General features: G+C 68.0%; 12 protein-coding genes. 7 read left to right on the top strand and 5 right to left on the bottom strand.

The window, feature by feature from the left end; genetic code table 11:
- Window position 1 precedes the first annotated feature (1 nt).
- The 4 genes from ACS5PN_RS05815 to mutL form a co-directional block, all read right to left on the bottom strand.
- Entirely contained in the window at window positions 2–886 is an 885-nt protein-coding gene (locus ACS5PN_RS05815; protein ID WP_439462985.1) for an SPFH domain-containing protein, read from the bottom strand.
- An 80-nt stretch (window positions 887–966) separates the two neighbouring features.
- A complete protein-coding gene (gene miaA, locus ACS5PN_RS05810; RefSeq protein ID WP_439462984.1) occupies window positions 967–1,893 on the bottom strand; it encodes a tRNA (adenosine(37)-N6)-dimethylallyltransferase MiaA in 927 nt (308 codons plus the stop codon).
- Window positions 1,894–1,990: 97 nt separating this feature from the next.
- Window positions 1,991–3,244, bottom strand: a complete 1,254-nt coding sequence (locus ACS5PN_RS05805; RefSeq protein ID WP_439462983.1) for a pseudouridine synthase — start codon at window positions 3,242–3,244, stop codon at window positions 1,991–1,993.
- Between the two features lie 18 nt (window positions 3,245–3,262).
- Window positions 3,263–5,185, bottom strand: coding sequence for a DNA mismatch repair endonuclease MutL (mutL, locus tag ACS5PN_RS05800; protein ID WP_439462982.1), 1,923 nt, complete (start codon window positions 5,183–5,185; stop codon window positions 3,263–3,265).
- 48 nt (window positions 5,186–5,233) lie between these two features.
- On the opposite strand from mutL, the gene ACS5PN_RS05795 reads away from it, so the two are divergent.
- Window positions 5,234–5,881 carry a DedA family protein gene (locus ACS5PN_RS05795; protein WP_439462981.1) on the top strand — a complete coding sequence of 216 codons (648 nt, stop codon included), beginning with the start codon at window positions 5,234–5,236 and terminating at the stop codon, window positions 5,879–5,881.
- A gap of 18 nt (window positions 5,882–5,899) precedes the next feature.
- Here ACS5PN_RS05795 and ACS5PN_RS05790 read toward each other — a convergent pair whose 3' ends face one another.
- Entirely contained in the window at window positions 5,900–6,439 is a 540-nt protein-coding gene (locus ACS5PN_RS05790; protein ID WP_439462980.1) for a hypothetical protein, read from the bottom strand.
- Here ACS5PN_RS05790 and ACS5PN_RS05785 point away from each other — a divergent pair.
- The 6 genes from ACS5PN_RS05785 (at window position 6,438) to ACS5PN_RS05760 (ending at window position 21,251) form a co-directional block, all read left to right on the top strand.
- Complete coding sequence (locus tag ACS5PN_RS05785; protein ID WP_439462979.1) at window positions 6,438–6,638, top strand: hypothetical protein; 201 nt, start codon at window positions 6,438–6,440, stop codon at window positions 6,636–6,638. The two genes, ACS5PN_RS05790 and ACS5PN_RS05785, sit on opposite strands and share 2 nt — an antisense overlap.
- Window positions 6,639–6,672: 34 nt before the next feature.
- On the top strand, window positions 6,673–10,053 hold the full coding sequence (locus tag ACS5PN_RS05780; protein ID WP_439462978.1) for a S41 family peptidase: 3,381 nt from the start codon (window positions 6,673–6,675) through the stop codon (window positions 10,051–10,053).
- On the top strand, window positions 10,053–11,396 hold the full coding sequence (locus ACS5PN_RS05775) for a cache domain-containing protein (protein WP_439462977.1): 1,344 nt from the start codon (window positions 10,053–10,055) through the stop codon (window positions 11,394–11,396). Before ACS5PN_RS05780 ends, ACS5PN_RS05775 begins: the two co-directional genes overlap by 1 nt.
- Complete coding sequence (locus tag ACS5PN_RS05770) at window positions 11,393–12,028, top strand: response regulator (protein WP_439462976.1); 636 nt, start codon at window positions 11,393–11,395, stop codon at window positions 12,026–12,028. The genes ACS5PN_RS05775 and ACS5PN_RS05770 overlap by 4 nt, the downstream gene beginning before the upstream one ends.
- A 299-nt stretch (window positions 12,029–12,327) precedes the next feature.
- Entirely contained in the window at window positions 12,328–18,795 is a 6,468-nt protein-coding gene (locus ACS5PN_RS05765; protein WP_439463698.1) for a HAMP domain-containing protein, read from the top strand.
- A gap of 32 nt (window positions 18,796–18,827) precedes the next feature.
- Window positions 18,828–21,251, top strand: a complete 2,424-nt coding sequence (locus ACS5PN_RS05760; protein ID WP_439462975.1) for a response regulator — start codon at window positions 18,828–18,830, stop codon at window positions 21,249–21,251.
- Window positions 21,252–21,316: the final 65 nt, after the last annotated feature.

Below are 21,316 nucleotides of genomic sequence, written 5' to 3'. Positions count from 1 at the left end.
ATCAGGTGTACAGCGTGCCCGTGTTCACCACGGGTTGGGTCTCGCGATCCGAGCACAGCACCACGAGCAGGTTGCTGACCATGGCCGCCTTGCGCTCGTCGTCCAGCACGACGATCTGGCGCTCGCTCAGACCCTGCAGCGCGGTTTCGACCATGGTGACGGCGCCCTGCACGATCTTGGCGCGGGCGCCGATGATGGCCTCGGCCTGCTGGCGGCGCAGCATGACCTGGGCGATCTCGGGGGCATAGGCGAGGTGGCTGATCTTGGCGTCCAGCACGTCGACGCCGGCGTCGTGGAAGCGGGCCTGCAGCTCGGCACGCAGCGCCTGCGCCACGGCGTCCTGGCCACCGCGCAGGGTCACGCTGTTCGTGTCGGCTTCGTCGGAGTGGTCATAGGCATAGCAGGTGGCCAGATGGCGGATGGCGGCCTCGGCCTGCACGCGCACATAGGCCTCGTAGTCATCGACCTGGAACAGGGCCTGGGCCGTGTCGCGCACTTGCCAGACGATGACGGCGGCGATCTCGATGGGGTTGCCGCGCTGGTCGTTGACCTTCAGCACCGGCGCATTCAGGTTGCGATCGCGCAGCGAGACGCGCTTCTTGACCGACAGCGGGTTGGCCCAGCGCAGGCCGGCACCGCGGTCGCTGCCGGTATAGGCGCCGAACAGCGTCAGCGCGGCGGCCTGGTTGGGGTTGAGCAGGTAGAGGCCGCCCATCACGAACAGGCCGGCCAGCCCCAGCGGAATGCCGTAGACCGGCAGACCACGGACCAGGGCGAAAAGGCCCATGCCGCCCAGGGACAGGCCGACGAGGGCCATCAGATAGCCATTGCCGGCGCGGGCCGGCTTCTCGGTCACGAGGGTGCGCGACGGGGCGGGGTTGGGCATGATGAAACCTGTCTCAAAAGTGAATCAAAGTGATATCACTTTAGCGAGGCTTTCGGCAGTGCGCAAGCAAAGATTGAAAACTAGCCGAGCAGTCGCTGCAGGCCGGCCAGCAACTCGGCAATGGGTTGGGGGCCGTCGCAGGCGATGACGCGGCGCTGGGGCATGCTGCGCAGCCAGGTGATCTGGCGCTTGGCGAGCTGGCGGGTGGCGGCGATGCCGCGCTCGCGCAGATCGGAGAAGTCTTTGCTGTCCAACGCCTCCCAGGCTTGGCGGTAGCCGACGCAGCGCATGGAGGGCAGGGCCAGGCTGAGGTCGCCGCGGGCGCGCAGCGTCTTCACTTCCTCGATGAGGCCTTGCGCCAGCATGACGTCAAAGCGCTGGGCCAGGCGCTCGTGCAGCCAGGCGCGGTCGGTGGGTTCCAGCGAGAACAGCGGCCAGTCCACGCCTTCGTCACGAGAGGCCGCGTGCAGGGCGCTCAGCGGCTGGCCGGTGAGGCGGATGACCTCGAGGGCACGCTGGATGCGCTGGCTGTCGTTGGGCGCCAGGCGGGCGCCGGTCTCGGGGTCCAGCTTTGCCAGTTCGGCATGCATGGCCGGCCAGCCGCGTTCAGCGGCCTCCGCATCAATGGCGGCGCGCAGTTCCGCGTCGGCCTGGGGCAGGGCCGACAGGCCGTCGAACAGGGCCTTGAAGTACAGCATGGTGCCGCCGACCAGCAGGGGCAGCTTGCCGCGCGCGGCGATCTCGGCCGCGAGGCGCTTGGTGTCGCGCACGAACTCGGCCGCCGAGTAGCTCTCGGTCGGGTCGAGGATGTCGATGAGGTGGTGCGGCACCGCGGCCTGCTCGGCGGTCGTGGGCTTGGCGGTGCCGATGTCCATGCCGCGGTAGACCAGGGCCGAGTCGACGCTGATGATCTCGACGGGCAGCACCTCCGCAATCGCGAGCGCCGCTGCCGTCTTGCCGCAACCGGTCGGTCCGGCCAAGCAGATGGGAAGTGCAGCGGTGCTCATGGCAAGAGCCGAATACAGCCACAGAGGCACAGAGGCACAGAGAAGCGCGGCCGCACTCTCGGACTCCTCTGTGTCTGTGTGCCTCTGTGGCTAAGTTTCAGAATTTTTCCCACGGTGCCAGGTAGCGCCATTGGCCAACAGGCAGATGGCCGAGCGGAATGCGGCCGATGCGCACGCGCTTCAGGCCGACGACCTTGAGGCCGACCAACTCGCACATGCGGCGGATCTGGCGCTTCTTGCCCTCGCGCAGCACAAAGCGCAGCTGCTGCTCGTTCTGCCAGCTGACCTTGGCAGGCTTGAGCAGTTCGCCGTCCAGCTCCAGGCCGTGGTTGAGCAGGGCCAGCTTGTTGTTCGACAGCGCGGCATTGGGCAGCGTGCCCTCGGGCACAGGCTCGGAGCCCGGCAGGCCGACGAACTCGACGCGGACGAGGTATTCCTTCTCCACGTCGGAGTCGTCGCCGATCAGCACGCGGGCGATGCGGCCGTCCTGGGTCAGCACCAGCAAGCCGGTGGAATCGATGTCCAGCCGCCCGGCGGGCGCGAGGTTGCGATGGTGGCCGGCGTTGGGCTTGATGCCCGAGGCGTCTTCCGTCCAGCGGTTCTCGGGCTGGAAGAGCACCACCGCGGGTTCGTAGCCGTCCTCGGCCTGGCCGGAGACATAGCCGATGGGCTTGTGCAGCAGCACGGTGACGAGCTGGGCCTGCTGTTGGCGGGCAGCCGGATCGATGTCGATCTGCACGTTGGGGAGGACGCGCTGGCCCAATACGGCGACCTTGCCATTGACGCGCACCCAGCCGGCGGCGATCCATTCATCGGCCTCGCGGCGCGAGGCGAGCTTGAGCTCGGCCATGCGTTTGGACAGGCGCTCGCCATCCTCGGGCGCGACTTCGCGGGCCGGGTTCAGGCGTTGCTGCGGGCGCTGTGGCGGCTCGAAACCGGGGCCGCGGTTGGACGAGCGGCGCTGGTCGATGCGCGGCGGGCGATCGTCGCGTGGGCGTTCGTCCGGGTGGCTGCGGGGCCCGCGCTCAGCGCGCTCGTCAGGCCGCGCACGCGGGCCGCGTTCCGCGCGCTGCGGTGCGTCGCCACGCGGCTGAGGCGGGCGCTCGGGCTTGAAGGCGCCGCCGGTCTTGGGTCGGGCCGGCCGCTCTTCGCGCTGCGGCGCGGGACGTTCCCGTTGCTGCTGCGCCTTCTGGAACTGCTCCTCGCGCTCGGCGCGGTCGGCCTGGGCCTTGGCCAGCGTCGTGCGCGGCTTGGAGACGCCCTTGCCGCGCACCGGGGCGCGCTTCTCGCCGTCGGCATTGCGGGTCTTGGCGGCGGGCTTGGGCTTGCCCTTCAGGGTGATGGTGGCCATTTCGGTCTTCTTCTTTCTTCAGCGGCCGCGCAGGAACAGGGCGTCCAGCTCGCGCATGTCGAGCTGGCGCCAGGTCGGGCGGCCGTGGTTGCATTGGTCGGCGCGTTCGGTGGCTTCCATGTCGCGCAGCAGGGCGTTCATCTCGTCGATGTTGAGCTGGCGGTTGGCGCGCACGGCGCCGTGGCAGGCCATGGTGGCGAGGATCTCATGCTGGGCGCGCTCCAGCACCGAGCTGGCGTCGAACTGGGCCATCTCGGCCAGCAGCTCGCGCGTCAGGGCGACGAGGTCGCTGGCGGCGAGCAGGGCCGGGCGGGAGCGCACGGCCAGCGTGCGGGTCGACAGCGGCGAGACGTCCAGGCCCAGCTTGGCGAGGGTCTCGGCATGCTGCTCGGCGGCGGCGACTTCCTCGGCCGTGGCGGCAAAGCTGACCGGGATCAGCAGGGGCTGGCTCTCGATCTGCGTCGCGCCCATCCTGGCCTTCAGGCGCTCGTAGACGACGCGCTCATGGGCCGCATGCATGTCGACGATGACCAGGCCCTGCTTGTTCTCGGCCAGGATGTAGACGCCCTGGATCTGCGCGATGGCCCGGCCCAGCGGCCAGTCCTGGTCGGGCAGGCTGGCCTTCAGCGTGAGGGGCGGCGCCGATGGCGCGGCGGAGAATGGGGCAGGGGCAGGGGCAGGGGCAGGGGCAGGGGCAGGGGCAGGGGCAGGGGCAGGGGCAGGGGCAGGGGCGGGGGCCTCGGCCGGGTTCCACAGCGCCTCATGCTGCACGAGGGACAGCCGGACCTGTTCGGCCGTGGCCGGCACCGGCGCGACGAAAGCCTGGACCTGGGGCTGGTAGGCCGGGCGCGGCTCGGAGACATAGAGGGTGGCCGGCACCGTCGGCTCGAAAGCCAGCGCCGTCACCGTGGATTCGACTTCGGCGGTGTCGGCGCGCGACTGCGCCAGCGCGTCGATGAAGGCGCGCCGCACGCTCTGGTGGATGGCGCGGCCGTCGCGAAAGCGCACCTCGATCTTGGTCGGGTGCACGTTGACGTCGACCAGCTCGGGTGCGATCTCGATGAAGAGCACATAGCTGGGCTGGCGCTGGCCGTGCAGCACATCCTCGTAGGCCGAGCGGATGGCGTGGCTGATGAGCTTGTCGCGCACATGGCGGCCGTTGACCCAGACGTATTGCTGGTCGGCCCGCGAGCGCGCCGCCTCGGGCAGGCCGGCGCGGCCGGACAGGGCCAGCGGGCCGGCGCTGTAGTCGAAGGCGCGGCTCTCGGCAATGAAATCCTCGCCCAGTACGTCACCGATGCGCTGGTCGCTGGACGAGGCCCGCCATTGGTCGACGAGCTTGCCTTCGTGCCAGATCGCAAAGCCGACATCGGGCCGCGCCAGCGCATGGCGGCGCACGGCTTCGACGCAATGGGCCAGCTCGGTCGCATCGGTCTTGAGGAATTTGCGGCGGGCCGGCGTGGCGAAGAAGAGTTCGCGCACCTCGACGCTGGTGCCCCGCGAGCGGGCGGCGGCGGACAGCTCGCCACTGCGGGCATCGATGCGGTGGGCGTGGGTGGCATCAGCGGTGCGGCTGGCGATGGCCATTTCCGACACCGAGGCGATGGCGGCCAGGGCTTCGCCACGAAAACCCATGGTGGCGACCGATTCCAGTTCGTGCAGCGAGGCGATCTTGCTGGTGGCGTGGCGCTTCAGGGCCAGCGGCAGCTGGGCGACCGGGATGCCGCAGCCGTCGTCCTCGACGACGATGCTGCGCACGCCGCCGGCCATCAGCTTGACCAGCACATTGCGGGCGCCGGAGTCCAGCGCGTTGTCCACCAGCTCGCGCACGACCGAAGCGGGTCGCTCCACGACCTCGCCCGCGGCGATCTGGCTGATCAGCTCGTCGGGCAGTTCGCGGATGGCGCGGGGAGCAGAGACTTCGGGCAGGGGCAAATCCATCCCCGGGATTATCGGCGGCCATGGCAAAGCCCTCTGGATAATGCCCCGATGGATTTCCTGACCTTCCTCCTCGACTTCGTCCTGCACGTCGACCAGCACCTTGCCAACTTCGTCCAGGCCTATGGCGCCTGGGTCTATGCGCTGTTGTTCCTGATCATCTTCGTGGAGACCGGCGTCGTCGTGATGCCCTTCCTGCCCGGCGACTCCCTGCTCTTCGTCGTTGGCGCCATGTGCGGCGTGGGCCTGATGGACCTGGGCCTGTCCATGGCCCTGCTGACCGCCGCGGCCATCCTGGGCAACCAGAGCAACTACACCATCGGCCGCTATTTCGGGCCGCGCGTCTTCCAATGGGAGGACTCGCGCTTCTTCAACAAGGCGGCCTTCGACAAGGCCCATGCCTTCTACGAGAAATACGGTGGCATCACCCTGGTGGCGGCCCGCTTCATGCCTTTCCTGCGCACCTTCGCGCCTTTCGTGGCCGGCGTGGCCCAGATGACGCGGCGCAAGTTCACGCTGTACGACGTGGGCGGCGGCGTGCTGTGGGTCTGCGGCATCACCTTGATCGGCTATGTCTTCGGCAACGTGCCCTGGGTCAAGACCAACCTGGACAAGATCATCTGGGCCATGATCCTCATTCCGGGCCTGGTCATCATCGGCGGCGGCCTCAAGGCCAAGTTCAAACGCCAGCCGGGCTGAACAGGCCGATTTCCTCGTTCACGGCACTGCGCTGGCCCTGCACATGGTGCCGCTGGCTGCAGACGTGAACGCCGGTGTCTTGCCAGAGGCGGCCGGGACATTCGTGACCGCACGGGTCCATTCCACCAGCGCACAGTCGTCGTTCAGCGCCGCCATCTGCAGCGTCCAAGATTCAATCCACAGCGGGGTCGGATTGCCTTCGCTCTGCGCGCCGAGCAGCACCAGATTCGAATACATCGGCACGACCTGAAATCCGCCCGGCATTGCCTCCATCCATTGACCCTGCTGTCGCAGCAACACACGCAGTTTTCGATCGGTGTGCTGGATCAGCAGTTCAACGGGCGTTTCGTCCGGCAGGCCGGTGTCACTTGCCACGGGCAGTGGCGCGCGCATCTGCAACAAGCCATGCCAAGTGCCGGAGAGCATGTCGACGGAAAAACGCTGGAAACGGGTGTTGGCCGACTCTCGTGCTGATCGGGCCTCTGCGCCGTCGGCGGCAAAAGCGGCCGATGCCAGCGCCCAGACGCCAACGGCTGTCGCAAGTGAAAAGCGCTTCATGCGACGGATTCTGGTCGACACCTGGGCAGTTGCTGAAACGCGTGGCTGTCATGTCGGGTTTGCCCTTGATCGCAGCGATGTAACCGAAGCGGTCATAGCCAACGGAGAGATGGTCAAGGAGAGTCCAGGCGGACAGGAAGCCGTGAGCGACGGGCGGCAAATGCTGCTGACTTTCCTCCCGGGCGGCGCGGGGTACTAGAGTCGCGGGTTTTGCGACTCTGTCGGAGATCCCGATGTCCCTGTCCCGTCATACCTTGGCTTTGGCCTGCGCCTGGATGATCTCCGGCCTGGCTCCGGCCGCGGCGAATGCTGCCGAGCCGACCCTGATGCTGCGCCAGCCGGCCGTGTCCAAGGACCACCTGGCCTTTGTCTACGCCGGCGACCTTTGGCTGGCCGACCGCAATGGTGGCAACGCCCGCCGCCTGACCAGCCATGCGGCCAGCGAATTCGCGCCGCGCTTCTCGCCGGACGGCAAGAGCATCGCCTTCTCGGCCAGCTACGACGGCAACACCGATGTCTATGTCATCGGCCTGGACGGCGGTGATCCCAAGCGCCTGACCTGGCATCCCAGCGCCGACGTCGTCAGCGGCTGGAGCGCTGACGGCAAGCGCGTGCTGTTTGCCTCGCCGCGCGAGGTGCTGAACAACCGCAGCAACCAGCTCTACGAGGTCAGCGTGGACGGCGGCTACGAGAAGCAGGTCATGAAGGCCGTGGCCTACGAGGGCGCCTGGTCGGGCGACGGCAAGCAGCTGGCCTACCGCCCCTACAACGCCGCCTATGCCGGCGCGAGCGGCTGGCGCCAGAGCCGCGGCGGCTCGACACCGCCGGTCTGGGTCATGGACATGGCCAGCCAGAAGTGGCAGGAGATCCCCCACGTCAACGCAACCGATTCGGCGCCCGTCTGGGCTGGCGGCGAGGTGGTGTTCATCTCCGACCGCGCGGATGGCGCCGCCAACCTGTTCGCCTTCAATCCCGGCACCAAGGCGTTGCGCCAGTTGACCAAGGAGACGCAGTGGGATGTGCGCAGCGTCGACGCCATCGGCACCACCCTGGTCTATGAATCGGGTGGCCGCATCAAGCAGATCGAGCTGTCGGGCGCTGGTGTGAGCCAGCCGCGCGTGCTGGACATCCAGCTCACCAGCATCACGCCGCAAGCCCGCCCGCAGTGGAAGGACGCCAGCAAGAGCATCGGCTCGGCCCGCCTGTCGGCCACCGGCAAGCGCGTGGTCGTGAGCGCCCGCGGCGAGGTCTTCACGGTGCCGGTCAAGGACGGCACGGTGCGCAACCTGACCGAGACCGCCGGCGTGCGCGAGAAGGACGCGGTGTGGAGCACCGACGGCCAGCGCATCGCCTATGTCTCCGACGCACCGGGCATGCGCCACGAGGTGGTGCTGGTGGCCCAGAACGGTCTGGGCGCCAAGGAGCACTTCCTGCTGCCCAAGGAGGGTTATTTCACGCTGGCGGACTGGTCGCCCGACGGCAACCAGCTCATCCTGGTGGACAACCACCTCAACCTCTACCGCATGGGCCTGGCAGCCGGTCCGCAGCGCGGCCAGCTCGTCAAGATCGCGACCGATGTGCGTCGGGGCGGCATCGATGCCTCCATCTCGCCGGACAGCCGCTGGCTGGCCTTCACGAGCTCGGGCGACAACTATTTCGGCCGCGTCTGGCTGCACGACCTGACGACGGGACGCAACCACGCCGTCACCGACGGCCTGTCCCACGCCTCCAGCCCGACCTTCTCGGCCAAGGGCGACTACCTCTACTTCACGGCCTCCATCAACAGCGGCCCGACGGCCGTGGGCCTGGACCTGTCGACCCAGGAGCGCCCGCGCCGCGTCGGCCTCTATGCCCTGGTGCTGGCCGCCGATGGCAAATCGCCGCTGGCGCCCAAGGCCGGTGACGAGGACGGCAAGAAGGACGAGAAAAAGGACGACGCCAAGAAGGACGAGGCCAAGAAGGACGACAAAAAGGCCGACGACAAGAAGGCCGACGACAAGAAGGCCGACGCCAAGAAGGACGAGAAACCCAAGGCCGAGCCCGTCAAACCCATCAAGGTCGACCTCGAAGGCCTGGCCGACCGCGTCGTGGCCCTGCCGGTGGCCGAGCGCAACTACGACAACCTGGGCGTCGCGTCCGATGGCGCGCTGTACTACCTGCAGCACCCGCAGCCGGGCGCCAGCACCGAAAGCCCGCAGGCCGAGCGCCGCGCGACGGCCGAGCTGTGGCGCTTCGACTTCGAGGAGCGAAAGGCCAAGCTGCTGCGCACCGGCATTGCGGACTATTCGCTCAGCGAGGACCGCAAGAAGCTGCTGCTGACCGTGGCCGGCGGCAAGCTCGAAGTGGGTGATGCCAACGACAAGGGCGAGAGCAAGCCGCTGGACACCTCCGGCCTGCGCGCCCGTGTCGACCCCAAGGCCGAGTGGAAGCAGATCTTCGACGAGGCCTGGTGGATGGAGAAGGACTTCTTCTACGACCCTGCCATGCATGGCCTGAACTGGCAGGCCGTCTATGACCGCTACCTGCCGCAGCTGGCCCATGTGCAGCGCCGCGAGGACCTGAACGACCTGCTGGTGCAGATGATTGCCGAGCTGCAGGTCGGCCACAACCGCACTGGTGGCGGCGACGTGCACCAAGAAGCCACGGTGGCCGTCGGCCTGCTGGGCGCCGACTTCACGATCGAGCATGGCCGCTATCGCGTCGCCAAGCTGTATGCCGGCGACCGCCTCAACCCCAACCTGAAGTCGCCGTTGAGCGTGCCGGGCCTGGGCGTGAAGGAGGGCGACTACATCCTGGCCATCGGCGGCCACGAGCTCGATGACAAGACCAATGTCTATGCGCTGCTCGAGAACACGGTCGGCAAGCAGGTGGTGCTGTCCGTTGCCCATGACGCGGCCGGCAAGGGTCGCCGTGACATCACCGTCGAGCCCATCGCCAACGAATCGCTGCTGCGCCGCTGGGCCTGGATCGAGGGCAACCGCCAGAAGGTCGCGCAGAAGAGCGGCGGCAAGATCGCCTATGTCTACATGCCCGACACCGCGGGCCAGGGCTTCGAGCACTTCAACCGCATGTTCTTCGCCCAGGTGGACAAGCAGGCACTGATCGTCGACGACCGCCGCAACGGAGGTGGCCAGGCGGCCAACTACGTGACCGAGCTGCTGGCCCGGCCGTATCTGGGCAGCTGGAAGGACCGCGACGGCCTGGTCTTCGACACGCCGGGCGGTGCCATCTACGGCCCCAAGGCCATGCTGATCGACCAGGACGCCGGCTCGGGTGGTGACTTCATGCCCTATGCCTTCAAGCGCGTGGGCCTGGGCCCGCTGATCGGCAAGCGCACCTGGGGCGGCCTGATCGGCATCTCGGTGAACCCGCCGCTGATCGACGGTGGCTTCGTCACGGTGCCTTATTTCCGCTTCTACACGCCGGACGGCGAATGGCGCATCGAGAACGAGGGCGTGGCGCCGGACATGGACGTCGAACTCGACCCGGCCGCCGTCAACCGGGGTGACGACACGCAGCTGGACGCGGCGATTGCCGACGTGCTGAAGCGCCTGGAAGGCTGGAAGCCCATCCAGCGCAAGGCGGCACCGGCTGCGGCAACCCTCGGTCGCTGATGAAAGCCTGGGCGGCCCTGTCCCTGCGGGGCCGCCTGTTCCTGCTGGCCCTGCTGCCGCTGCTGGCCTCGTTGGCGCTGATTGCGCTGGCCGTGCGGCAGCAGGAAAGCGAGCTGGCGGCGCGCGAGCATGCGCTGGTACGCGCCAGCTACATGGACGCGCGGCGCACCGAACTCAAGCACTACGTCGACCTGGCCGTCAGCACCATCCAGCCCCTGCTCGGCCAGCCGGGCGGGCCCGAGAAGGCGCTGGCCATCCTGTCCTCGCTGGACTACGGTCGCGATGGCTATTTCTTCGTCTACGGCCTCGACGGCCGCGTGCTGATGCACTCGCGCCAGCCCGAGCTGATCGGCCAGAACCTGTGGGAACTGCGCGACCCGCAAGGCCGGCCCACCATCCAGCAGCTGATCGCCCAGGCCAAGGCCGGCGGCGGCTATGTCGAATACCTGTGGCGCAAGCCCTCCAGCAGCCTGCTGGCGCCCAAGCTGGGCTATGTGGTGGCCGTGCCGCAATGGGACTGGATGCTGGGCACCGGCCTCTACATGGACGGCATCGAGGCCACCATGACCGAGCTGGAGCGCGGGGCGCGCCAGAACATCACGGCCACCATGCTGTGGGTAGGCGCGGTGGCCGTCTTCGGCGTTGCGCTGATCAGCGCGGGCGCTCTGGCGTTGAATCTCAGCGAGCATCGCAGTGCCGAAGCCAAGCTGCGCGCCCTGGCACGCCAGGTCGTGCAGAGCCAGGAGGACGAACGCGCCCGCCTGGCGCGCGAGCTGCATGACGGCGTCAGCCAGGCCCTGGTGGCCACCAAGCTGTTGATCGAATCGGCCCAGCACGAGCCCCAGGGCGCCGCGCGGCTGCAGGAGCTGGCGCTGAAGCAGCTCAACGGCACCTTGGCCGAGGTCAGGCATATCTCACATGCGCTGCGACCGGCGCTGCTGGACACGCTTGGCCTCGCTGCCGCGCTTCAGCACCTGGCCGACGAATTCGACGCGGCCGGCGGCACGCATTTCCAGGCCGGCGTGGAAGGCGAGGAGATCGACCTGCCCGAGGCGGTCAAGACGGCGCTGTTCCGCATCGCCCAGGAAGCCCTGAACAACGCGGCCCGGCATGCGCATGCGACGACGGTGAGCCTGGTGCTGCGTTTCGACCCGGACGGCGGCGTCACGCTGGAGGTCCAGGACGATGGCCAGGGTTTTGACGCCGAGGCGGCGCAGGCCGTGGCCGACCAGGGCCTGGGCTTGCGCAGCATGCGCGAGCGCGCCGCGGCCCTGGGTGCGCGGCTCAGCCTCGTCACGTCGCCTGGACTCGGCAGCCGGCTCACGGTCAAACTGTCGGCATGACATCGCCGCCCATCCGCATCCTGCTTGTCGACGACCACCCCATGGTGCGCGAAGGCCTGGCCGTGCGGCTGTCCGCGGTGCCGCGCTTCGAAGTGGTGGGCGAGGCGGGCGGGCGCATCGAGGCGCTGGAGCAACTCACGCGCACGGCACCCGACGTCGTGCTGATGGACGTGGGGCTGAAGGACGGCAACGGCATTGCGCTGGGCGCCGAGATGCTGGCCGCGCGGCCGGCCATCAAGCTGCTGATGTTCAGCATGTATGACAACCCCGAGTATGTGCAGCGCGCGCTGACGGCCGGCGCGCGCGGCTATGTGCTGAAGGACGCGCCGGCGACCGAGGTGGTGTCGGCCATCGACGCGGTGGCTGCGGGAGGCACCTTCCTGAGTGCAGCCGTGTCGGGCCGACTGTTCCGCGGCCAGGCGCCCAAGCCCGTCCTGACGCCGCGCGAAAGCGAGATCCTGAGCCTGCTGGGGCAGGGCGCTTCCAGCAAGCAGATTGCCCGCGACCTCGATCTGTCGGTGCGCACCGTCGAGGCCCACCGCCAGAGCATCAAGCGCAAGCTGGAGCTGGACGGACAGGCGGAGCTGATCCGCTATGCCGTCGAACACGGCCGCGAAGCCGGCGTGAAATGACCCGCGCGAAATGACTCGCGGAAGCCGACGCGAGCGGCCCTGACGGGGGACTTGATCCCCCTAGGTTGCCATGCTAGAAGCGGGCACTTTTCACCCGGCGCACCGGTGAGGGATGGCACGCTGCGCGGGGAGTGAAATGACTCTCAACTTCTGGATCGGGCGGGCTCATGAGTGTCGATATCGCGCAGCAACCACGCAGGAAGCGCGTCACCCCCAAGGCGGCATCCCAGCCGGTCGATGGCAGCGCTGCCGCCTCTCGTGAACTGGCGTCCCCGCATTCGCGCCAGCTGCTGGCGGCCATGACGGCTTTCCGCGACGGCGATTTCTCCATCCGCCTGCCCAATGACTGGGAAGGCGTCGATGGCCAGATCGCCGCGGCCTTCAACCAGATCACGGCCCAGGAGGCGCGCATCGCCACCGAAGTGGCGCGCCTCTCGGCCACGGTGGGCAAGGAAGGGCGGCTCAAGCACCGCATGTCGTTGCCGGGATCGATCGGCGGCTGGGCCACCAAGGTCGAGTCCATCAACACGCTGCTCGACGACCTGGTGCGGCCGACGGCCGAGATTGCGCGCACCATCGGCGCCGTGGCCAAGGGCGACCTGAGCCAGTCCATGGAGCTGGAGGTCGACGGCCGTGAGCTGAAGGGCGAGTTCCTGCGCTCGGCGCGCCTGGTCAACACCATGATCGAGCAGCTGTCGGTGTTCACCAGCGAAGTGACCCGCGTGGCCCGCGAGGTGGGCACCGAGGGCAAGCTCGGCGGCCAGGCCCAGGTCAAGGGCGTGCTGGGTGTCTGGAAGGACCTGACCGACTCCGTCAACCAGATGGCCGGCAACCTGACGGCCCAGGTGCGCAATATCGCGGACGTGACCATCGCCGTGGCCAATGGCGACCTGTCCAAGAAGATCACCGTCGACGTGCGCGGTGAAATCCTGCAGCTCAAGGAAGCCACCAACACCATGGTGGACCAGCTGCGTTCCTTCGCGTCGGAAGTGACGCGCGTGGCCCGCGAGGTGGGCACGGACGGCCGCCTGGGCGGCCAGGCCGTCGTGCCCGGCGTTGCGGGCACCTGGAAGGACCTGACCGACTCGGTCAACGCCATGGCCACCAACCTGACGGCACAGGTGCGCAATATCGCCAACGTGACGACGGCCGTGGCGCGCGGCGACCTCTCGCGCAAGATCACCGTGGACGTGAAGGGCGAGATCCTGGAGCTGAAGGAAACCATCAACACCATGGTGGACCAGCTCAACGGCTTCTCGTCCGAAGTGACGCGCGTGGCCCGCGAGGTGGGCACGGACGGCAAGCTCGGCGGCCAGGCCCAGGTGCCCGGCGTGGCCGGCACCTGGAAGGACCTGACCGACAACGTCAACTCCATGGCGTCCAACCTGACCGGTCAGGTGCGCAATATCGCGGACGTGGCGACGGCCGTGGCCAACGGCGACCTCTCCAAGAAGATCACCGTGGAGGTGAAGGGAGAGATTCTTGCCCTGAAGAACACCATGAACACGATGGTGGACCAGCTCAACGGTTTTGCCGGCGAGGTGAGCCGCGTGGCCCGCGAGGTGGGCACCGACGGCAAGCTCGGCGGCCAGGCCCAGGTGCCGGGCGTGGCGGGCACCTGGAAGGACCTGACCGACAACGTCAACTTCATGGCCTCCAACCTGACGGGCCAGGTGCGCAACATTGCCGAGGTGACGACGGCGGTGGCCAATGGCGACCTGTCCAAGAAGATCACTGTGGACGTGCGCGGCGAGATCTCGGAGCTGAAGAACACCATCAACACCATGGTGGACCAGCTCAGCGGCTTCGCCTCCGAGGTGACGCGCGTGGCCCGCGAGGTGGGCACCGACGGCAAGCTCGGCGGCCAGGCGCAAGGCCGCGGCGTGGCCGGCATCTGGAAGGACCTGACCGACTCGGTCAACGCCATGGCCACCAATCTGACGGCCCAGGTGCGCAATATCGCGGACGTGACGACGGCGGTGGCCAACGGCGACCTGTCCAAGAAGATCACCGTCGACGTGCGCGGCGAGATCCTGGAGCTGAAGAACACCATCAACACCATGGTCGACCAGCTCAACGGCTTTGCCGGCGAGGTGAGCCGCGTGGCCCGTGAGGTGGGCACGGACGGCAAGCTCGGCGGCCAGGCCCAGGTGCCGGGCGTGGCCGGCACGTGGAAGGATCTGACCGACAACGTCAACTCCATGGCCTCCAACCTGACGGGGCAGGTGCGCAACATCGCCGACGTGGCGACGGCCGTGGCGCGCGGCGACTTGAGCCGCAAGATCACCGTGGACGTGAAGGGCGAGATCCTCGAGCTGAAGAACACCCTGAACACCATGGTGGACCAGCTCAATGGCTTCGCGTCGGAAGTGAGCCGGGTGGCGCGCGAGGTGGGCACCGAAGGCAAGCTGGGCGGCCAGGCCGCCGTGCCGGGCGTGGCCGGCGTCTGGAAGGACCTGACCGACAACGTCAACTTCATGGCGTCCAACCTGACCGGCCAGGTGCGCAACATCGCCGACGTGGCCACCGCCATCGCGCGGGGCGACCTCTCGTCCAAGATCACCGTGGAGGTCAAGGGTGAGATCCTGGCGCTGAAGAACACGCTGAACACCATGGTGGACCAGCTCAACGGTTTCGCCTCCGAGGTGACGCGCGTGGCCCGCGAGGTGGGCACCGACGGCAAGCTCGGGGGCCAGGCCGTCGTGCCCGGCGTGGCCGGCACGTGGAAGGACCTGACCGACAACGTCAACTCCATGGCGTCCAACCTGACCGGCCAGGTGCGCAACATCGCCGACGTGGCCACGGCCATCGCCCGCGGCGACCTCAGCCGCAAGATCACCGTGGACGTGCAGGGCGAGATCCTGCAGCTCAAGGAGACCATGAACACCATGGTCGAGCAGCTCGGCGCCTTCGCCTCCGAAGTCAGCCGCGTGGCCCGCGAGGTGGGCACCGAAGGCAAGCTGGGCGGTCAGGCCCAGGTGCCCGGCGTGGCCGGCACCTGGAAGGACCTGACCGACAACGTCAACTCCATGGCCTCCAACCTGACCGGCCAGGTGCGCAACATCGCCGAGGTGACCATCGCGGTGGCCAACGGCGACCTGTCCAAGAAGATCACCGTCGACGTGCGCGGCGAGATCCTGCAGCTGAAGGAAACCATCAACACCATGGTGGAGCAGCTGCGCTCCTTCGCTTCGGAAGTGACGCGCGTGGCCCGCGAGGTGGGCACCGAAGGGCGGCTGGGCGTGCAGGCCGTGGTGCCCGGCGTGGCTGGCACCTGGAAGGACCTGACCGACTCGGTCAACACCATGGGCGCCAACCTGACGGCCCAGGTGCGCAACATCGCCGAAGTGACCACGGCGGTGGCCCGCGGCGACCTGAACCGCAAGATCACGGTGGACGTCAGCGGCGAAATCCTCGAGCTGAAGAACACCATCAACACCATGGTCGACCAGCTCAACGCCTTTGCCGGCGAGGTCACGCGCGTGGCCCGCGAGGTGGGTACCGAGGGCAAGCTGGGCGGCCAGGCCAAGGTGGCCGGTGTGGGCGGCACCTGGAAGGACCTGACCGACAACGTCAACTTCATGGCCTCCAACCTGACCGAACAGGTGCGCGGCATCGTCAAGGTCGTGACGGCCGTGGCCAACGGCAACCTCACGCAACGCCTGACGGTGCAGGCCAAGGGCGAGGTGGCGGCCCTGGCCGACACCATCAACAACATGACCGACACGCTGGCCACCTTCGCCGAGCAGGTGACCAACGTCGCCCGCGAGGTGGGGGTGGACGGGCGCCTGGGCGGCCAGGCCCATGTGCCGGGTGCGTCGGGCACCTGGAAGGACCTGACCGGCAACGTCAACCTGCTTGCCGCCAACCTGACGACCCAGGTGCGCGCCATCGCCGAGGTGGCGACGGCCGTGACCAAGGGCGACCTGACACGCGCCATCCAGGTGGAAGCCAAGGGCGAGGTGTCCGAGCTCAAGGACAACATCAACACGATGATCTCCAACCTGCGCGAGACCACCGAGCGCAACCGCGAGCAGGACTGGCTGAAGACCAACCTGGCCAAGTTCACCGGCATGCTGCAGGGCCAGCGCGAGCTGCAGACCGTGTCCCAGATGCTGCTGACCGAGCTGGCGCCGCTGGTGCAGGCCCACCAGGGCACCATCTATCACGTCACGGCCGCCGGCAGCGACAACCGCTCGCAGCTGCGCCTGCTGGCCAGCTATGCCCAATCGGGCACCGTGCGCCTGGCGCCCACCATCGAGATGGGCGAGGGCCTGGTGGGTCAATGCGCGCTGGAAAAGCGCAGCACACTGCTGGCCGACATTGCGTCGGACTTCGTCGCCATCTCGTCCAGCCTGGGCCATGCCACGCGCGTCAGCGTCATCGTGCTGCCGGTGCTGTTCGAAGGCCAGACCAAGGCCGTCATCGAACTGGCCACGCTGCAACCCTTCACCAGCGCGTCGCTGGCCTTCCTGGAGCTGCTGACGCAAAGCATCGGCGCCGTGTTCAACACCATCGAGGCGACCATGCGTACCGAGTCGCTGCTGTCGCAGTCGCAGCAGCTGACGGTGGAGCTGCAGTCGCGCCAGAGCGAACTGCAGGAGACCAACGAGCAGCTGGGTACCAAGGCCAGGCTGCTGGCCGAGCAGAACGCCGAGGTCGAACGCAAGAACGCCGAGGTCGAGCAGGCCCGCCATGCGCTGGAAGAAAAGGCGGCCGAGCTGGCGCTGACGTCCAAGTACAAGTCCGAGTTCCTCGCCAACATGTCGCACGAGCTGCGCACGCCGCTGAACTCCATCCTGATCCTGAGCCAGCAGCTGGCCGGCAACAGCGAAGGCAATCTGCTGCCCAAGCAGGTCGAGTTCTCGCGCAACATCAACTCGTCGGGCTCCGACCTGCTGCATCTGATCAACGACATCCTGGACTTGTCCAAGATCGAGTCGGGCACGGTGACGGTCGAAATCGAGGACATCTCCTTCGCTTCGCTGCGCGACAACATCGACCGCAACTTCCGCCAGGTGGCCGAGGCCAAGAACCTGCCGCTGCGCCTGCTGTTCGCCGACGACCTGCCGCGCAGCATGGAAAGCGACACCAAGCGCCTGCAGCAGATCCTGAAGAACCTGCTGTCCAACGCCGTCAAGTTCACGGCCCATGGCCATGTCGAGCTGCGCGTCAGCATCGCCAACGAAGGGTGGAGCAGCGACCACCCGGTGCTGTCCAAGGCGCCCCAGGTGCTGGCCTTCGCGGTCGAGGACACCGGCATCGGTGTGGCGCCCGAGAAGCAGCGCCTGATCTTCGAGGCCTTCCAGCAGGCCGACGCGGGCACGTCGCGCAAATACGGCGGCACCGGCCTGGGCCTGGCCATCAGCCGCGAGCTGGCGGCCCTGCTGGGCGGCGAGATCAAGCTGACCAGCATGCACGGCCAAGGCAGCACCTTCACCCTCTTCCTGCCACTGCAGTTTGCCGGTGCCGACAGCGCCAGCATGACGCCGCTGCCCATGCACAGCCGCCCGACGGCGCCGGCGCGCAACAACCTGCCGCTGGTGCGCGAGACCCAGGTGGCCGACGACCGCGACAACATCGTCGACGGTGAGTCGGTCCTCCTCATCATCGAGGACGACCCGCATTTCGCGCGCATCGTGCTGGGCCTGGCGCGTGACCGCGGCTTCAAGGGCCTGGTGGCGCTCAAGGGCAGCCTGGGCCTGGAGCTGGCGCGGCGCTTCAAGCCGACCGCCGTGTCGCTGGACATCTTCCTGCCCGACATGCTGGGCTGGACGGTGCTCAATCAGCTCAAGCTCGACCCGCTGACCCGCCACATCCCGGTGCAGATCTTCAGCGTCGCCGAGGAGGACCGCAACCATGGCCTGGCCCATGGCGCCTTCAGCTATGTGGTGAAGTCATCGACCAGCGAGGAGATGGAGGCCGCCCTGGACCGCATCCGCGACTTCACGGTGCCGCGCACCAAGCGCCTGCTCGTCATCGAGGACAACGACATCGAACGCCAGGCCATCGTCGAGCTGCTGGACCATGACGACATCGACCTGGTGGCCGTCGGCACCGGTGCGCAGGCGCTGGAGATGCTGCGCGACCAGGCCTTCGACTGCATCGTGCTCGACCTGCGCCTGCCCGACGTCAGCGGTTTCGCGCTGCTGGAGGAGCTGCATGCCGACCCCAGCCTGGCGGGCGTGCCCGTCGTCGTCTTCACCGGCAAGGACCTGACCGGCGCCGAGCAGAAGCAGCTGCGCGCCCTGGCCAAGAGCGTCGTGCTGAAGGATGTGCAGAGCCCCGAGAGGCTGCTGGACGAGACGGCGCTCTTCCTGCACCGCGTCGTCACCGAGCTGCCCCAGCACAAGCAGGACGTGCTGCAGAAGCTGCATGGCGCCGCCGAGATGCTGCGCGGCCGCCGCGTGCTGGTGGTGGACGACGATGCCCGCAACATCTTTGCGCTGACGACACTGCTGGAGAACCAGGAGATGCAGGTCATGACGGCCACCAGCGGCCGTGCCGCCATCGACGTGATCCAGCACACGCCCGACCTGGACCTGGTGCTGATGGACATCATGATGCCGGACATGGACGGCTACGAGACCATGCGCGAGATCCGCACCCATGCCGAGTTCCGCAACCTGCCCATCCTCGCGCTGACGGCCAAGGCCATGAAGGGCGACCGCGAGAAATGCCTGGAAGCCGGCGCCAGTGACTACATCTCCAAGCCCGTCAACACGGCTCAGCTGCTGTCGCTGATGCGTGTTTGGCTGTACCGTTGATGACGATGCAAACGACCGGTGCGGCGGAACAAATGGTGGTCGCTGAAGAGCTGACCAACATCCTCATCGTCGATGACGAGCCGGCCAATCTGCTGGTGCTGGAGAGCGTGCTGGCCGACCCGACCTACCGCATCGTGCGTGCCTTGTCGGCCGACCAGGCGCTGCTGGCGCTGATGAGCCAGGAGTTCGCCGTCATGGTGCTGGACATCCAGCTGCCCGACATGAACGGCATCGAGCTGGCGCAGATGATCAAGGAGCGCAAGCGCAACGCCCACCTGCCCATCATCTTCCTGACCGCCTATTTCGACCAGGACCAGTACCGCCTGCAGGGCTATGGGTCGGGTGCCGTCGACTATCTGCACAAGCCGGTCAACCCGGCGGTGCTGCGCTCCAAGGTCTCCGTGTTCGCCGAGCTGGACCGCAAGACCCGCCAGCTGCAGCGGGCCAACATGGCCCTGCAGGCCGAGGTCGAGGAGAGGCGCCGCGCCGAGGAACTGCTGCGCGAGCTCAACGAGACGCTGGAGCGCCGCGTCACCGAGCGTACCGAGGCCTTCCATGTCGCCGACCGGCGCCTGCGGGCCATGATGAGCAGCATCACCGATGGCCTGCTCGTCGTCGACCATGACGGCCTCATCGGCTATGTCAACGAGCAGGGGGCCCGCCTGCTCGGCCGTCACGCCGTCGAGCTGAACGGGCGCCGCAGCGCCGAGGTCTTCGGCGCGGACGGCGATTTCGAGGCCGGTTTCGACAGCGCCCGCAGCAAGGGACAGGCCGTGTCCTTCGAGGCGGTGGCGCCGGGTGCGCCCGAGCGCTGGCTGCAATGCCATTGCTACCCCTCGCACGACGGCCTGTCCGTCTATTTCCACGACATCACCGATCGCCGCGAACTGCAGCTGCGCCGCGAACAGCTGCTGGCCGCCGAGCAGGCCGCGCGCGGGGCAGCCGACCAGGCCGGGCGCGCCAAGGAGGAGTTCGTCGCCGCCATCAGCCACGAACTGCGCACGCCGCTGGCCGCCATCCTCGGCTGGGTCAATGTGCTGGTGCACCCCGGCGTGCAGCCGGCCATGCAGCAGCGCGGCATCCAGGCCATTGCGCGCAATGCCCAGGCTCAGGCCGTGCTGGTCGACGACCTGCTGGAGATGAGCCGCATCGTCGCCGGCAAGCAGCTGATGAATGTCGAGCGGGTGGACCTGAACGGCCTCGTCACGGCTGCGGCAGAGACCGCGAGGCCCACCGCCCAGTCCCGCGAGATCGAGATCGTGCTGCACCTTGCCGCCGAGCCCGCCGAGGTCTTCGGCGACTCGCGCCGGCTTACGCAGGTTGTGATGAATCTCGTCACCAACGCGATGAAGTTCACTTCGGCGGGCGGCAGCGTCACGCTGTCGACGCGGCTGAACGGCACGGTCGTCGAGGTCGGCGTCAGCGACACCGGCCAGGGCATAGACCCCGAATTCCTGCCCCAGCTCTTCGACCGTTTCACCCAGGCCGACGGCACGGCCTCCAGCGTCCATGGTGGCCTGGGCCTGGGACTGTCCATCGTCAAGAACCTCGTCGAGCTGCATGGTGGCGAGGTGTCGGCCCACAGCGCCGGCCGCAGCCAGGGCTCCACCTTCAGCGTGCGCCTGCCGCGTGCCGGCCCCTCGCAGACAGCGGGCTTCGAGACCGAAGCCGGTGGTGTCGAGCCGCTCATCTCCGGCGTGCGGGTGCTGCTGGTCGACGACCACCCCGACGTGCTCGAGGTCCATGCCCGGCTGCTGTCGGAACGCGGTGCCCAGGTCGTCACGGCCGACTCGGGCGAGGCCGCCCTCGCGCTGCTGCGCGAGCAGAGTTTTGATGTGCTGCTCAGTGATCTCGGCATGCCCGGCATGGGCGGCTATGACCTGATCCGGCATGTCAGGCAGAGCCTGGGCCTGACGGCCAGCGATCTGCCCGCGGCGGCGGTCACCGCCTATGTGCGCGCCACCGATCGCGAGGCCGCGCTCGAGGCCGGTTTCCAGCGCTGCCTGCCCAAGGCGGTGTCGCCGCATCTGCTGGCCCGTGCGGTGGCCGAACTGGCGCTCACGCGCCGCCCGGCAGAACCCACGGCGCCCGCCTTGCGAGTGCTGTTTGTCGAGGACAACGACGACTTGCGCGAGCAGATCGCCTACCTCCTTGAAGAGGCGGGCATGGCCCCCGAGAGCTGCGCCACGGCCGAAGAGGCGCTGGCGGCGTATTCACCCGAGCGCTTCGATCTCGTCTTCACCGACGTCAGCCTGCCGCGGATGTCGGGCACCGATCTGGCCCGCGCCATCCTGCGCATCACGCCGAAGGCGTGGCTGGTGTTTGCGTCGGGCTATGCGATGAAGTCCGACCTGTCGGACTTCGGCCCGAACGTGAGAGCCTTGCTGAAGCCCTTTGACCTGCCGGACCTGCAACAGCTGGTGGCGGAGATCCGCCAGCAGACACAGCGGGGCTAGTCAAGGCGGTGGATGCTGTGCGGCTTGCGAAGCGGGCCGAGCGCCGGGCCGCTCCCTAGCCGGCC

The sequence above is a fragment of the Roseateles sp. NT4 genome, assembly GCF_051857475.1.
GTDB lineage: Bacteria > Pseudomonadota > Gammaproteobacteria > Burkholderiales > Burkholderiaceae_C > Pelomonas.
Note: the sequence above shows the minus strand (reverse complement) of the source record. Positions and strands in the feature narration are given on the sequence as shown.